Here is a 15948-nt window from a genome sequence, read left to right as displayed (position 1 = left end):
AGGCGAAAAGCCGCTGCTTAAGCTGCAAGCCCGGCACGAGATCTTCGCGCTCATTCATTCCAAATATTAAAGCATCGCCATACTGGCTTAATGCAAGCCGGATGGTTAGCGTGCGTAAATGCATGTTCATGGTATTAGCTTTCCTTTCCGAAGCTCCTCTTGCAGCGCACGGAGCCTGCTATGCCTAATGGCGAAGGCAGTGAGGAACTCTTCCCAGCGTTCTTCTTGTTTCAGCTTTTTATACAGCTTGGATAATCGTTTCAATAATTTCACAGCCGCTTTGTAGCTATGTCTGTTCTTATCCAGCACGAATCTTTCGGCGGCCTGATGGTAAAAGGGCAGCAGAACCTCAGGTGCATTCTTTTCCACCGGTTGGAGGTCTTTGACACGAAATTCGGAGGGCTGTTTACCGATGGACAGCTGATAATCCATCCAGGTCTGCCATTTCTCATAGGTGATTAGCTTCTCTTCATAGACTTCGCCAGAGATAGGTAACATGGTGGCTAGTGTGTCCCACATTTGCAGCTCAGCTTCAGGCAGGTGGCGAACAGCTTCTTCCCAACTGGTTGAATAGCTATTGAGATTATAGAGTCTGCTGCTCAGCAGTGGACCGATCTGAACAAGCCAACCCACCAACCGGGACCAATCCCCTGCATCCAGCAGCGGAGAGGTGAAGCTCATGAGCTCATCGGGATGGAGACCCGGGCGTTCGGCAGCCTTATTCAGTAAGTCCCAAGCCTTCTGGTCATCCATCAGATAGTAATACATGCGGCTCTGAGCTAACAGCCAAGCATGTTGTGACAGGGAAGCGCCTAATTCACCTTCTGCTTGCTGCAGCTGTTCGATTTCATTCAGGTAAAGCTTAGTTCCACCTGTATTCGGATAAATCCAATTTCTCCACAGCAGATCATAGCTAAGAGAAAAAGAGGGTTGATCCCGTGAGCGATCCCGCGACTCCGTCAACATCTCGCGCCGCAGATACGATAAAGTATCGATGACGTATGGCCATAGATCCTGCTCTTGCTCGGGGGACAGCGGAAGTGTCTTTTTTAAAAGACCTGTGATTACTTCCTGTAGCTCTGAGACTGCTACCTGTGTGTAATAACCAAGAGAAGGGGCGTAAGCGGCCTGACCGACGGATTGCGTGGAAGGCTTAGCGAGCTTTTCCAACAGATAAAGATGAGCATGCAGAGTGAACAGCTTCTCCGTTTCCGGAAGCATTTTTGGTTTGAATTTATTAATTGCAGACAAGGCCCGACTCACATATTCAGGATTTCGGGTAGTATGGGCTAGAGGGGAGATACAGAATTCAAAATACTCCCGCCACTCCATTATTTTTCCGCTAGCGATGCGGTTGGCCATCTCTTTCATTTGCTGCTGACGAGTTGCATCGGCTCCAATAGAAGTACTTGTTGCTGTACTTGATATTTTAGGCAAAAAGGATGCAGCTTTAGCGTTAGCCAAAACCTGTACAGATCTATTTTGTTGTTCGGCATAATTCAACAGCACGGCAGCCATATGCTTGCAATGACCTGATACTGGACAATTACAATGACAATTGGTGAAGCCGTCGAGATCAATGGTGACGCGGTAATCCTCTCTACCTTCAACTAGAGCGTTAATCTTACGAGGCTCCGTCATAGTAAACGGCTGCACTCGATTTTGTTTATAATATTGGAACCCCCGCTTGAGGGTAAGATCATCGAAATAATAGGCGACATTTTGGATGAGCTTACTCCACTGCGTATCATCCATAGGATAGGTTGGTTGCATACAATTGGTCTCCTGTAACGAAAATGGTCTTTAGTTGTCTTTCATTATATCACTTCTGCTGGCTTCATCTTTAAATCGTTAAATTTTGATAGATCGTAAGAAAACTCTGTTTAAAAGCTGGCGTGAAGATGATTAGAAGCTAATGGCTTGTATTGAACGGAAGGTCTGAACATATAATAATCGTACTGCAAGTTGGATCATGATTATATAGGTGTCATTTACGAAAGATCAAACAAAGGTCAAAATTGGTCAAATAAATAAAAAGAACTAATTTTCTCGTGTGAAATCAGTTAATTCGCCTAAATTTGAGTGATAATCGGCTTAAATCGGTTTTGTTATTCCTCAGTTAGGGGACTATAATAAGGTCATAGGTCAAATAAAGTCAAAGTCAATGAGAGGAGAATGGATAATGTTTGATATGGTTCCTTTTGGTAAACGTAGAGATGATGCTTTTGGTATGCTGGCTAAGTCTTTGAATGATGTTTTTAATGATGATTTTTTTGCACCGATTAAGAGTTCCACGATGTCCTTCAGAACAGATATTCGTGAGAGTGAGCAGGCTTACCTGATTGAAGCTGAACTTCCTGGTTTGAAAAAAGAAGAAATCGACATTGATTATGCCAGTCCTTATTTGACGATTAAAGCGGTACGTAAGGAAGAAAATGCCGAGGAGAACAATGAACATCAGATTGTACGCAGAGAACGCCGATATGGTGAATATGTGCGCAGATTCTATGTTCAAGATATTGCCGAGGAAGAAATTCGCGCGTCTTTGAAAGATGGAGTGCTGAAGCTGGAAGTTCCCAAACGGCAAAAAATGCAAGGTAAACGCATCGAGATTCAAGACGGAGATTCTAATTCTACCGGTTCGCAGTCTGAATAAGCATAAATTAAGCGGAATGGACTTCCGCTCAGCCTTTTAGAGATGGCAGCGAGCTTTTAATATAGTGTTATGAATAGAAGGCGCATTGTAGTGGAGGATTCCGGCTATGGTGCGTCTTTTCTCGGAGTGCAATGGTGGTCGGTATGAGATTAGGGATGGAAAGGAGGAAGCGCGAGTGGCTAGTAAAAGCTATTATGATGCTTTGGGCGTGAGCAAAAAAGCTACTAAACAAGAAATTAAAAAGGCTTATCAGAAGCTTGCCAAGAAGTGGCATCCCGATGTTAACAAAGCCCCTGAGGCAGAGGCGAAATTCAAAGAAGCAGCTGAAGCCTATGAAGTGCTTGGTAATGAGGATAAACGAAAACTCTATGATGAAGAGCTGCTTTATGGAGCTCAACGTGGCAGAGCTAGTGGAGGGGCGGCGAGTGGAGCCTCTTCTTGGGATTCAAACTTTGGTGGAAGTGGAAGCTGGAACGGTGGGACTTATTCAACGGGAGGTTCTGGTATTTCGGAGGAAGATTTATTCGGGATGTTTTTTGGAAATCGGGGCTCGGCGGATCGGGCTGGCTTTGATTTTTTCTCGGGAAGTGGAACGGGGCGTGCGAATGGCAATCCGTGGGGCGAGGCCCGCAGTAGCATGCAGGCGCAGCTGGATATTACCTTGGAGCAGGCTTATAAGGGCGCCACTGTAAGAGTACAGGTCAGCGACAAAACGGTGGATGTGAACATTCCGCCTAGATCCTATGAGGGTACAATTATTAAAATCGCGGGAAACACTCCGGGTGGCGACGTGCTGCTGGCACTTCATATTCTTCCTCATGATATTTATGAGATTCGCGATGGCGACTTATATGGCATGGTTGAAATCGCTCCTTGGCAAGCGGTATTGGGCGGAGAAGTGAAGGTTCCATTACCGGGGGGCGGCGCCGTGAAATTGAAGATTCCAGCAGGAATTCAGAGCGGCAAAACGCTACGTATCCCCGGCAAGGGCTTAAAACGTGAGAATGGTGCGAACGGCGATATTTTATTTGGTATTGAGATTGTTATCCCTGAACCCACCAGCGAAGCGGAGAAAAATCTGTACCGAAAGCTGGCAGACTCCAGCCCTTTCGAAGCCAGAGCTAAACGTCAAAGTACTGGCACCCAGCGGCAAAAGGCGAAAGTGGGTAATTAATAGATAGGTAGAAGAGGTAGAGGTGAGGTGATTTCACCCGTTTGTGATCAACTCTGATTGGTGAAAGGCTGAATTGAATGCTAGTTGCAGAACAGTAACTTATTTAGCCACTAACTATAAAAGAACTTTTCGCTCAAACGGTGAAAGTCGGTACTATGGTGGGAAAAGAGAGTCAAAAGTGTACTAGAAAGCGCTAGATGAGGCTCGTTGGTCGAAAAGAAAGGCAAAAGTGCCTTAGAAAGTGCCGAATGGGGCTCGATGTGCGAAAAGAGAAGCAAAAGTGCCTTAGAAAGCGCTGAATTAGGCTCGTTGTTCGAAAAGAAAGTCAAAAGTGCCTTTAGAATGTGACGAATGGGGCTCGTTGGGCGAAAAGAGAGGCAAAAGTGCCTTAGAGTACGTCGAATGGGGCTCGATGTGCGAAAAGAACGGTAAAGATCCCGTAGAATGAGAGCAAACCAGCCAGTTACTCGAAAAGAACGGTAAAAATCCCGTAGAATGAGAGCAAAACTGCTAGTTACTCGAAAAGAACGGTAAAAGTCCCGTAGAACGAGCGTAAACCAGCTAGTTACTCGAAAAGAACGGTAAAAATCCCGTAGAATGAGCACAAACCAGCCAGTTACTCGAAAAGAACGGTAAAAGTCCCGTAGAATGAGCGCAAATCGGCTAGTTACTCGAAAAGAACGGTAAAAATCCCGTAGAATGAGAGCAAACCAGCCAGTTACTCGAAAAGAGCGGCAAAAATCCCGTAGATTGAGCACAAACCAGCTAGTTACTCGAAAAGAGCGGTAAAAATCCCGCAGAATGAGCACAAAGCGTTTAGTTACTCGAAAAGAACGGCAAAAATCCCGCAGAATGAGAGCAAACCAGCTAGTTACTCGAAAAGAACGGTATAAATCCCGCAGAATGAGCACAAAGCGTTTAGTTACTCGAAAAGAACGGTAAAAATCCCGCAGAATGAGAGCAAATCGGCTAGTTACTCGAAAAGAACGGTAAAAATCCCGGAGAATGAGAGCAAACCAGCTAGTTACTCGAAAAGAGCGGTATAAATCCCGTAGATTGAGCACAAAACGGCTAGTTACTCGAAAAGAGCGGTAAAAATCCCGTAGATTGAGCGCAAATCAGCTAGTTACTCGAAAAGAGCGGTAAAAATCCCGCTGATTGAGTGCAAACCAGCTAGTTACTCGAAATAAGCGGGATAAATCCCGCTAAATTAACCTATCCCCGGCCAAAAAGGCCGATTTAATATAATCACTCTTAAATAGAAAGGTGAGAGAGCTATGGATTTCAATAAATTAACTCAAAAGCTGCAGGAAGCAGTAGCTGCGGCGCAGTCGCTGGCATCAGACAGCGGTCATCAGGAGATCGATAATCTCCATCTGTTAAAAGCGTTGCTCCAGCAGCAAGAAGGTTTGCTGCCAAGATTGCTGCAAAAGATGAATATCCCTGTGGCTGAGCTGATGCGCAGCACAGATGAACTGCTTCAACGCAAGCCGAGCATCAGCGGGTCAGGAGCAAGCACGGTACGGCGTTACGCCTCGCAATCGCTGATCCATCTGCTGGAGCAGGCGGAGAAGGAAGCGGCGAAGATGCAGGATGAGTTTGTTTCTGTGGAGCATGCGGTGCTGGCCATGGTGTCGGATTCGAGCGGGGAGAATCGTGAGCTAAGGGATCTTTTTGTCCGCCGTGGGCTGACCCGTGAGAAGCTGATGTCGGTGCTTGCTGAGATTCGTGGACATCAGCGGGTAACCAGCCGGGAGCCAGAAGCTACTTATGAGGTGCTGGAGAAATACGGCCGTGATCTTGTAGCAGAGGTTCGCGCGGGCAAGATTGATCCAGTCATTGGTCGTGATGGCGAGATCCGCCGGGTAATCCGGATTTTGTCCCGTAAAACGAAAAATAACCCTGTGCTGATCGGTGAACCAGGTGTAGGGAAAACAGCCATTGTGGAAGGCTTGGCCCACCGGATCGTGCGCAAAGACGTGCCAGAGGGGCTGAAGGATAAGACGATTTTTTCACTGGATATGAGTTCACTTGTGGCAGGCGCCAAGTTCCGTGGTGAATTCGAAGAACGCCTGCAGGCGGTATTGAGGGAGGTTCGCGAAAGTAACGGCCGCATTATTCTTTTTATTGATGAGCTGCATACGATTGTGGGCGCAGGTAAAACCGAAGGCTCGATGGATGCGGGCAATATGCTGAAGCCGATGTTGGCCCGGGGTGAGCTGCACTGTATCGGTGCCACAACGCTCAATGAATATCGCAAATATATAGAGAAGGACCCTGCGCTGGAGCGCCGTTTCCAACAGGTGCTCGTGAGCGAACCCGATGTAGAGGATACGATCTCCATTTTGCGTGGTCTGAAGGAGCGGTTTGAAGTCCACCACGGGGTCAAAATCCATGACAGCGCCCTAGTAGCCGCAGGGGTATTGTCCAATCGTTATATTACGGATCGATTTTTACCGGATAAGGCGATTGACCTAGTGGACGAGGCTTGCGCCATGATCCGCACAGAGATAGACTCCATGCCGGGTGAGATGGATGAAGTGACCCGCCGCCTGATGCAGATGGAGATTGAAGAAGCAGCGCTTAAAAAAGAAACCGATGACGCCAGCAAACGCCGTCTCGAAATATTGCAGCGCGAGCTCGCTGACCTGAAGGAGAAGCAGCTAGGAATGACGGCGCGCTGGGAGAAAGAGAAGTCGGCCATCCAAGGGATTCGCGACCTCAAAAAACGGCTGGAGCAAGCACGTAAGGATCTGGTCGATGCACAGGAGGAATATGATCTTAATAAGTCAGCCGAACTGAGCTACGGCATTATTCCTGATCTGGAGCGTCAGCTGAAAACAGCGGAAGAAGCGGCACAGCAAGACCAGGATACAAGATTGCTACGTGAGGCTGTTACTGAAGAGGAAATCGCAGATATTGTCTCCCGCTGGACCGGCGTTCCAGTTAGCCGACTGGTAGAAGGCGAGCGGGATAAGCTGCTGCGTCTGGAGGATACGCTGCATGAACGGGTAGTGGGCCAAGACGAAGCTGTCAGCTTGGTGGCCGATGCCGTGCTTCGGGCAAGAGCGGGAATCAAAGATCCGAATCGCCCGATTGGTTCATTCCTGTTCCTTGGCCCGACGGGGGTAGGGAAGACTGAGCTCGCTAAGTCGCTTGCGGTATCTCTTTTTGACCGCGAAGATGGCATGATCCGTATAGATATGTCGGAGTATATGGAAAAGCATAGTGTCTCCCGTCTCGTCGGCGCACCTCCAGGATATGTTGGATATGAGGAAGGCGGGCAGCTCACGGAAGCTGTGCGGCGTCAGCCTTATACTGTAGTGCTGCTCGATGAAGTGGAGAAGGCGCATCCCGATGTGTTTAACATTCTGTTGCAGCTGCTTGATGATGGACGGCTGACTGATTCACAAGGCCGAATGGTTGACTTCAAGAATACAATCATCATTATGACTTCCAATATCGGTTCACCTTATCTGATTCAAGGCACCGATGAAAACGGTCAGCTCACGGAAGCTGCAAAGGATAGAGTGATGAAGGAACTGAGTGGTCATTTCCGTCCAGAGTTCCTGAACCGGGTGGATGACATTGTAATGTTCAAGCCGCTGACACTGGGTGAGATCGAGAAAATTGTGGACAAACTGGTGGATGGATTGCGTCTACGTCTGGCAGAACGGGAGATCGGGCTGGCATTAACTGAATCGGCGGTGCGTTTTATCGCTAAGGAAGGTTTTGATCCTGTGTATGGGGCAAGACCGTTGAAAAGATTTATCCAGCGAAGCTTGGAGACACGTGTGGCGCGTGCGATTATTGCTGGTGAAGCCGCAGAGGGATCAGTTATTCAGGTGGATGAATCCGGCAACGGGCTGACAGTAACCATTCTGAAGCCAGAAGTCGATGGGCCACAGAGTTCTGAATTGAGTTCTGAATAAAAAAAAGGCGTCCATAAAACCCTAACGGTTTTGTGAACGCCCTTTTTATTGTAAGCCTCACTCCACCCAAGGGATTAGATGAGGCTGTTCATCCAAGATGGACATATACTGCTCTTTCCAGCCGTATTTGCCGTCGGGGTCGAGGAGCATATAACGCAGATATTTTTCCAGCCGGAACTCGGCTTTGGACCAACCGAGATGCTTGAGCCGCAGATTGCTTAGCTGATGAGACAGCTCGAAAATATTTTCCGGGAACCGCCCACAGTGCTGTGGGGATTCATTCCATACATAGTTGAAGTCTTCTTTATAGCGAAGCAAAAAAGGGCGGTAGTTCAGATGAGAGCGCCAGTAGGTATCCTCCCTGTAATGGTTCGCGTTCCATAAATCGTAAAGGCGGAAGCAGAACAGATCGACCCCATCTGCATACAGCAAGGTATCTATATTTTCCGCAAAGCTGGCTTCAAAGATCTCATCCGCGTCCAGACTCAGAATCCACTCGGGATTTGTCTTTAGGACTTCCTCCCACTGCTGTTTTCGCAGCTCAATTTCATTGCTGAACTTGGATTCGGTATTATGCACGAGATGAACGGGAATGCCGTCAAGTGCTTCCAGACAGACAGCTGCTGTATTGTCGGTGCTGCCGTCATCAATAATGACAGCCTCATCGATATATTTGCGGTGTTCCTCCAGAACCTGTCGCAGGAAGCGCCCGCTTTCATTTTTTACAACCATGGTAAGGGTTAGCTTGGGACGCTTTTTGGTTATAGGAGCAGCTGCAGCCTCATTGGAATTTTCCTCGATGGGTGTGGGTGCCGATTCAGCTTTTACCCCTGTTGTTTCTCTGATGAAATCTTCAACCTTGTTCAAATCACTATCTCTGTACAAATGAAGGGCAGGATAATGGGTGTCAACAAATAGCGGAATGCCAAGGGCCGCGGCACGAATGCAAAAATGGCGATCCTCGCCCCAGTATGAAATGTTCCGGATCTGATTGTAGCTCACCCCGGCTTTTATCGCATGCTGGCTAATCAATGTACAAGCGCCTAGACCCCCCACTTCATAGATTCCAGGATTGCGGAGTTTGGCTATGAATTCATGAAATCTGCGGTTGATCTCCTCGGGTTGCAGTTTTTCGCCGGGAAGTATCTCCCACTGATTGTATTCGTCATGCATCCAGACCTGTGGCTGAAACATGGTATCTGGCTGCCACTGTGTCCAAAATACCTCTGAAATAATATCTTTGTTCGTCCCTATTAGATGTCTTAGCGTATCTGGGTGGAGGATGAGGTCAGAGTCGATCAGGAACAGGTAGTCATAGTTCAGGGTTTGCGCTCGGTTAATCATGAGGTTTTTGAAGTTGGCGACTTTCCAGACTAAATCAGAATTCCAATAGTGAGTCGTATCATTGCGAATGTACGCATCGTTAAAGCCGGAGCTTTGAATAAAAATATGCTCGCCCTTGCTTTTAAATTCCTGGAGCAGCCGGCTGGATTCCTCATCATCATTGTCATCAATCAGATGGAAATCCAGTTCGATTTTCTCGATATTCAAGCGCAGCAGGGAATTCAGAAATTCCCGTAATACATTGGGCTTTTGATGGATCGGGCTGCCGATTAATACGCGTGTCTTATTCATTGCGGCCTCCTTGGGGGACTCTCCCTTTCTTCCGAGAGGTATAGGTATGTTCTCAATATATTTACAGTGAGATAGTAATAATCCTTATTTCGCAAAGTTCTTATAGTAAATGAGAAATGAGAGTTGGATAAATTGAACTTTTTAGATATATTAATTTTGATGGATCTGCTGTACAATTACCGGATAATTAGATAAGAATGCCAGCCAGATGAGCGCAGGAATGAGACTATGGATAAATCACCACTAAAAGTTCAGCAGTTAATCAATCTGTTACTGGCCATGAATCCTCGTGCGGATGTGTTCTGGGATGATGGAAAGGGTGAATACCGACCTCTGCTGGATGAGGATGTTGAGGAAATTTATTGCACCGGAAGAGACAGCGAAGACGGAAGCTTATATTGGTGGCTGAACAGAGTTTGATTATTGCGACCCTTGGCATACTGTATTCGGAAGAGTCATTTCAGGTATGGACCATGTGGATACTTTAAGGCGTGGGGATGTCATGAAAAAGGTCGAAGTTATCAGTTCCCTCAATATTACATTAATGTGAAATGCTATCCATTGTAATTCCTAGTATCCCGATATACAATATAAAAAACAAACAAAGACAATATAGACACGGGGGAGAAACTTATGCGTAGAGGATTATCTGGAGTTATTACTTTGGTTTTGTTAACATTTTTGATTAGCGCGTGCTCCGGGGGAAATAACGCCGCTTCCACAAATACAAATCAGACGCCTACGGCTACTGAAGGATCGACAGCAAGCACTGAACCAAAAGATGGCGGCAACTTAATTATTGGGGTCGCTGCAGATCCTGTCATTCTAAATCCGAACTATGCAGGTGATCGTGTCAGTCTGACGATTGACCAAGCGCTCTATGCGCCATTGTTCCAAGTGAATAACGGAGAGAAGACCTTCTACTTGGCAGACAGTCTGACACTTTCCGAAGATAACCTGACTTATACATTGAAACTGAAAAGTGGACTAACTTGGCATGACGGAGAAAAGCTTACAGCTGACGATGTCGTGTTCACGATTGATAGCATCCTCGATGAGAAGCAAAACAGCATGCTGAGAGCGAACTTATTCATCGGTGATAAACCCGTTAAGGCAGTTAAGGTGGATGATCTGACTGTAGAGTTCAAGCTTCCGCAGGTCAGCCCAGCTTTTGAAGCTACACTAGTGCAAGTATTTCCGATTCCAAAGCATATTTTTGAGAATGAGACGGATCTAGAGAAAAGCACCAAGAATGCTGCTCCGGTTGGATCTGGCCCATTTAAATTTAAAGAATACAAAGCAGGCGAATATGTTACGCTCGAGAGATTTGATAACTACTTTGGCGGCAAACCACATCTTGATTCTATAACGTACCGGATTGCTAAAGATACGAATGCTGCGAATCTCGCACTTCAGAATGGTGAGATCAACATTAAGTATCTAGATCCACAGGATGTTGGAACGATTGAGGCTTCGAACAATTTCGAAATCCTGCCTTATAGTGAAGGCCGATTGTCCTACCTGTTGTTCAATGCAAACAGTGATAGAGGTGCTCTTGCTAAAAAAGAAGTTCGTCAAGCCTTGTCTCTAGCCCTAAATCGTGATGAAATCATTCAGGCTGCTTATACTTCTAACGAGTATGCAGACCCGGCGAAGTCCTTTTTGACTCCGGATGCATTGTTCTATACTAATGACGTACCTTCTTTTGATAATGATGTAGAAAAAGCCAAAGAGCTTCTGCAATCGGCAGGGGTTAGCGATCTGAAATTGAGATTGATTGTATCGAGCGGTAATAAAGCTCAGGAAGCCATTTCACTATACGTGCAGCAAAAGCTAAAGGCCATTGGCGCTGAAGTTGAACTGCAAAATATGGATGCCTCGGCATATGGCCAGAAATTCAGTGATATGAATTCAACAGATTTTGAACTTGCGATTGCAGGTTATATTATGGGTTACGATCCTGATGCTTACAGAATTTTGTATACTTCTACTGCAGACTCTAACTACTCGCATTATAATAATGCTGAAGTCGATAAGTTGTTCAATGATGGTGCAGGAGAAGCAGATGTAACTAAACGTGGTGAGATCTATAAGAAGATCCAAGAGATCATTGCTGATGATGCACCGATTTATCCAATTGCTAATACTAAGACTATTGTAGCTGTCTCCAAGAACTACGGCGGTCTAGAAGAAGCAGTCTTGAAGCCTGTCGTTATTTTTGAAGATTTATCGAAAATCTACCTTAAATAAGAACGGGAAAAAATAAGCTGGTCAATCCAGCTTATTTTTTTACCGATATAGAACTGGGAGAATATACGTATGAGACAACTTATCGTCCGAAGATTACTGCAAACCCTGCCGATGCTGTTTTTTGTCTCGGTTGTGTGCTTTGCGATGATTAAGCTGGCTCCGGGGGATCCGGTACTATCCTTCGTTACGCCGAATATGCACGCGGATGATATTGAGCGCATCCGGCATAACCTTGGGCTGGATAAGCCAGCCTACATTCAATATTTTATATGGATCAAAGAAGTACTGCAGGGCAATTTCGGTTATTCCCTTGTGAATCATCAGCCTGTATTGGAGCAAATTCTAGAACGTTTACCTGCAACAGCAGGTTTGATGGGCAGTGCAATCGGCTTAGCCGTTCTGTTGGCGATCCCGATGGGTCTGCTTGCTGGAGCTAACCGGAACCGCTGGGTGGATAAACTAATTAATTTTTTATCCTATATCGGAATTTCAGTGCCTTTATTTTGGCTGGCCATCTTACTTATGTACTTATTCGCAATTAAGCTGCACCTGCTGCCTATTATGGGGATGCGAACCATTGGTGTGGAATCAGCGGTTGATGTATTGAAGCATGGTATTTTGCCTTGCGCCGTATTGGCGTTTGGATTTCTGGCCGGTTACGTACGATACATCCGCTCTAGTACGATTGGACAGCTAAAAGAAGAATATGTGCAGATTCAATATGCTTTTGGATCCAGCAAGACAACGATTCTGTTCCGTCACGTGCTTAAGCATGTACTGTTGCCAGTAATTACATTGCTCGGAATGTCGATGGGTGATCTGGTGGCGGGTGCAATTGTAACGGAGACGGTATTTTCATGGCCGGGTATTGGCTCTTTAGGGATGACTGCGGTTAAAGGGATGGATTATCCCGTAATTATGGGAATAACTTTGTTCTCTTCTTTAATGCTGATCATCGGCAATCTGGTCGCGGATATTCTATATAGCTTCGTGGACCCACGAATTAAATTAACGAGGTGACCTCATGAATCGCAGTAAATGGAAAAGTGTTGGAGATGAGCTATTTACGAATAAATTGGGTGTCGCAGCCCTCATTACTTTAATCGTCTTCACACTAGGCTCTATATTTGCTTTTTTATCCGGACATGATCCGAATGCAATGGATGTTTTGGCACGTTTGAAAGCACCCGGGGCGGATCATTGGTTTGGTACGGATGATTACGGCCGGGATTATTTTGCCCGAGCTTTGTATGGTGGCCGGGTATCTTTGCTAGTTGGTTTTGCTTCAATGATCATTGCCACGGGTATAGGTGTGACGGTGGGCGTAATCAGTGGATATTTTGGCGGATGGATTGATAATCTATTGATGCGGATGCTTGATGTAGTGATGTCCATTCCATCTTTCCTTGTGCTGCTGCTGCTCAGCGTATTTTTGAAGCCGAGTGTAGGAAACATCATTTTAATCATTGCTCTATTAATGTGGATGAACATTGCCCGTGTGATTCGTGCGGAGACGATGACGATTAAAGAACGGGAATATGTACTGTATGCAAAAGCTTCCGGCCAGAGCAACTTCGGAATTATTTGGCGTCATATTCTTCCGGGGCTAGTACCTGTTGTGATTGTAGGTGCGACGAATAATATCGCTTCCGCGATTATGATGGAGTCGTCCCTAAGCTTCCTTGGGTTCGGGGTACAACCTCCGAATGCCACTTGGGGCAGTATGCTTAACAATGCGCAGGGATATATCGCTCAGGCACCTTATTTGGCATTGTTCCCGGGGTTATTGATACTATTAACGGTTCTGAGCTTTAATGTTCTGGGCGATATTTTGCGGGTTGGCTTTGAACCGAAGCTGATCCGAAGATAGGAGTGTGAAGACATCATGACGGAACGGCTATTGTCTGTTGAGAATTTGAAGGTTTCCTTCCAAACTCGGGATGGAGAGAATCAGGCAGTTCGTGGCGTTAGCTTTCATATAGATGCTGGAGAAACGGTAGGGATTGTTGGTGAATCCGGAAGCGGGAAAAGTGTAACTGCGAAGGCGATTATGTCGTTGATTACACCTCCGGGTAAAATTATCGCTGGAAATATTAATTTTCGTGGTGACAATTTATCTAACCTTTCGGAAAAAGAGTGGAGAAAACTGCGCGGTAACCGCATAGCGATGGTGTTTCAGGACCCCATGACTTCTCTTAATCCTGTGAAAAAAATCGGCCAGCAGCTTACGGAGGTCATCCGGCGGCATCGCGGCTTAAATAAGGAAGCAGCGTTTAAAGAGGCAGCAAGTATCCTGCGGCAGGTGGGCATTAATAATCCTGAGCAGCGGCTGCAGCAGTATCCGCATGAATTCAGCGGCGGGATGCGGCAGCGGGTCATGATCGCTATGGCTCTTTCCTGCGAGCCAGAGCTATTGATTGCGGATGAGCCGACAACTGCGCTTGATGTAACAATACAGGCCCAAATTCTTGATCTTTTTAAAGAGCTAAAAAATAATACCAGTACAGCTATAGCGCTGATCACCCATGATTTGGGTGTGGTGGCTCAGGTATGTACACGGGTTATCGTAATGTATGGTGGACTAGTGATGGAGGAAGGTACGGTGGAGGATATTTTTTATCGCCCACAGCATCCTTACACGAAAGGTCTGCTTCGCTCGATTCCGAAACGTGACGGCAAATCGCGTGAACGTCTAATTCCAATCGAAGGCACACCTCCGGATTTGTTGAATCCTCCTTCTGGCTGTCCGTTTATGGAACGTTGCCCTAATGCTTTTGCCCGTTGCAGTGAACGTCCTCCGGTAATCGAATTATCGCCCGGTCACCGTTCGATGTGCTGGTTAGCAGATGGTGTGCAGGAGACTCCAGCCGTAGCTGGCGTTGAAGGGAGCGGTTCGGTTGAGTGACAATAAGATTCTAGTAGACGTAAATAATCTCAAAAAACATTTCTCCAAAGGCAAGGATATGTGGGGACGCGATACATCGGTGCTTAAGGCAGTAGATGGCGTAAGCTTTCAGATACGACAGGGAGAGACCTTTGGGCTGGTTGGAGAGTCGGGAAGCGGCAAGTCCACGGTTGGACGCTGCTTGCTGCGCTTATATGACTACACAGACGGTGAAGTGTCTTTTGACGGGCAGCCGCTGAGCAAGCTTGGAGAGAAGCAGCTAAAACCTTTTCGCAGACGCATTCAGTCGATCTTCCAAGATCCCTATTCATCACTTAATCCAAGCTTAAGTGTGCTTGATCTGATCAGTGAGCCTATGAAAATCCACGGCATCCACGAAGGTGAAGAACGCAAAGAAGCTGTTGCGGCATTGCTGGAAAAGGTAGGTTTAAAAAGAGAACATCTCTACCGCTTTCCGCATGAATTCAGCGGTGGCCAACGCCAGCGGATTTCGATTGCCAGAGCATTGTCCGTAAGACCTGAGTTTGTCGTGTGTGATGAACCGATCTCAGCGCTGGACGTGTCTGTCCAGGCTCAGGTAGTGAACATGCTGGAGGATTTGCAGTCCGAATTCGGCTTGACCTATCTCTTTGTCGCACATGATCTGTCGATGGTACGGCATATTTCTGACCGGATCGGCGTGATGTATGGCGGTCGTCTAGTAGAGGTAGCCGAAAGTGATGAGCTGTACGAGAATCCTATTCATCCTTATACAAAGGCGCTGCTGTCTTCCATCTTGGAGACGGATCCCCGGCGGGCCAATCAGAGAATTATTTTAGACGGATACTCGCAAGAGTACGGCAGAGCTGAGACTTCTACACTACAGGAAGTAAGTCCGGGCCATTATGTTGCTTATGATTTTACGGTATGATTAGACTCTATATATAGATTGGGAGGGATCAGAATGTCAGAGAACTTAAACCGGGTAAAGTTATCCCAGTGGGATGCGTTATTGGTGGAATCACTCCGCTCCTTGGGGTGGTCTGATGAGGATATTCTTCGTAAAGTGGCAGAGGGCGATTTGCCCGTTGACGAGAGCGAATACCAATTTGATTATAAGCAGCTGACTACGTTGCAGTCAGAGCAGCCGGAGTTGTTCGGGCAAGCGGTGAAGACAGGCTATCAGATCAAATACAACACGATTCGTGGGATTCGCAGCTGGATATGGGTAGCTCTGGGCAAAGAAGCGGCTCTGGAGCTTGAGGAAGGTAAGGAAGCCGCTGAGGTGGCTTTAACCTTGGCCGAGAAGGAACGTTTGGCCTCTGTGTTATCCTTCGGTTGGCAGATCGAGAGCGATACGAAGGCGGCGGTTGGAGATACAGCTGTCTACCGGATTGCACCGATTGGACGTTAAGCT

The 15948-nt window shown here is 46.7% G+C and carries 13 protein-coding genes; 11 read left to right on the top strand and 2 right to left on the bottom strand.

Features of this window, described 5'->3' with window-relative positions; genetic code table 11:
• Window positions 1-126: 126 nt before the first annotated feature.
• Window positions 127-1773: an SWIM zinc finger family protein gene (locus MKY63_RS09080; protein ID WP_280753358.1), complete on the bottom strand. Its 1647-nt coding sequence runs from the start codon at window positions 1771-1773 to the stop codon at window positions 127-129.
• Between the two features lie 409 nt (window positions 1774-2182).
• Here MKY63_RS09080 and MKY63_RS09075 point away from each other — a divergent pair, with 409 nt between their 5' ends.
• From MKY63_RS09075 to clpB, 3 genes are all read left to right on the top strand, one after another.
• A complete protein-coding gene (locus tag MKY63_RS09075; protein WP_036687276.1) occupies window positions 2183-2656 on the top strand; it encodes an Hsp20/alpha crystallin family protein in 474 nt (157 codons plus the stop codon).
• A gap of 175 nt (window positions 2657-2831) precedes the next feature.
• Window positions 2832-3830 (top strand): DnaJ C-terminal domain-containing protein, encoded by a 999-nt coding sequence (locus tag MKY63_RS09070; protein ID WP_339812555.1) that lies wholly within the window; start codon window positions 2832-2834, stop codon window positions 3828-3830.
• Between the two features lie 1277 nt (window positions 3831-5107).
• The gene (gene clpB, locus MKY63_RS09065) at window positions 5108-7762 is read left to right on the top strand and encodes an ATP-dependent chaperone ClpB (protein WP_339281562.1); all 2655 of its coding nucleotides are present in this window, start codon (window positions 5108-5110) and stop codon (window positions 7760-7762) included.
• 57 nt (window positions 7763-7819) lie between these two features.
• Here the strand turns inward: clpB and MKY63_RS09060 are convergent, their stop codons facing one another.
• Window positions 7820-9397 carry a glycosyltransferase gene (locus MKY63_RS09060; RefSeq protein WP_339812551.1) on the bottom strand — a complete coding sequence of 526 codons (1578 nt, stop codon included), beginning with the start codon at window positions 9395-9397 and terminating at the stop codon, window positions 7820-7822.
• Window positions 9398-9625: 228 nt separating this feature from the next.
• Between MKY63_RS09060 and MKY63_RS09055 the strand changes: the two genes are divergently transcribed.
• The 8 genes from MKY63_RS09055 to MKY63_RS09020 all read left to right on the top strand — a co-directional run bounded on the left by MKY63_RS09055 (window position 9626) and on the right by MKY63_RS09020 (window position 15945).
• Window positions 9626-9817 (top strand): hypothetical protein, encoded by a 192-nt coding sequence (locus MKY63_RS09055; protein ID WP_339812548.1) that lies wholly within the window; start codon window positions 9626-9628, stop codon window positions 9815-9817.
• A 46-nt stretch (window positions 9818-9863) separates the two neighbouring features.
• Window positions 9864-9947, top strand: coding sequence for a hypothetical protein (locus tag MKY63_RS09050; RefSeq protein WP_081384372.1), 84 nt, complete (start codon window positions 9864-9866; stop codon window positions 9945-9947).
• Between the two features lie 83 nt (window positions 9948-10030).
• Entirely contained in the window at window positions 10031-11647 is a 1617-nt protein-coding gene (locus tag MKY63_RS09045) for an ABC transporter substrate-binding protein (protein ID WP_076127005.1), read from the top strand.
• A 69-nt stretch (window positions 11648-11716) separates the two neighbouring features.
• Window positions 11717-12667 (top strand): ABC transporter permease, encoded by a 951-nt coding sequence (locus MKY63_RS09040; RefSeq protein ID WP_036687292.1) that lies wholly within the window; start codon window positions 11717-11719, stop codon window positions 12665-12667.
• A 4-nt stretch (window positions 12668-12671) separates the two neighbouring features.
• On the top strand, window positions 12672-13517 hold the full coding sequence (locus tag MKY63_RS09035) for an ABC transporter permease (RefSeq protein WP_036687295.1): 846 nt from the start codon (window positions 12672-12674) through the stop codon (window positions 13515-13517).
• A gap of 15 nt (window positions 13518-13532) precedes the next feature.
• Window positions 13533-14552: an ABC transporter ATP-binding protein gene (locus MKY63_RS09030; protein WP_339812544.1), complete on the top strand. Its 1020-nt coding sequence runs from the start codon at window positions 13533-13535 to the stop codon at window positions 14550-14552.
• Window positions 14545-15462: an ATP-binding cassette domain-containing protein gene (locus MKY63_RS09025; protein WP_280753353.1), complete on the top strand. Its 918-nt coding sequence runs from the start codon at window positions 14545-14547 to the stop codon at window positions 15460-15462. Before MKY63_RS09030 ends, MKY63_RS09025 begins: the two co-directional genes overlap by 8 nt.
• 33 nt (window positions 15463-15495) lie before the next feature.
• Entirely contained in the window at window positions 15496-15945 is a 450-nt protein-coding gene (locus MKY63_RS09020; protein WP_076134772.1) for a hypothetical protein, read from the top strand.
• Window positions 15946-15948 lie beyond the last annotated feature (3 nt).

The organism is Paenibacillus sp. FSL R7-0189 (genome assembly GCF_037969925.1).
GTDB lineage: Bacteria > Bacillota > Bacilli > Paenibacillales > Paenibacillaceae > Paenibacillus_AQ > Paenibacillus_AQ odorifer.
The sequence above is the reverse complement of the archived record's forward strand: the minus strand, read 5'-3'. Positions and strand labels throughout refer to the sequence as shown.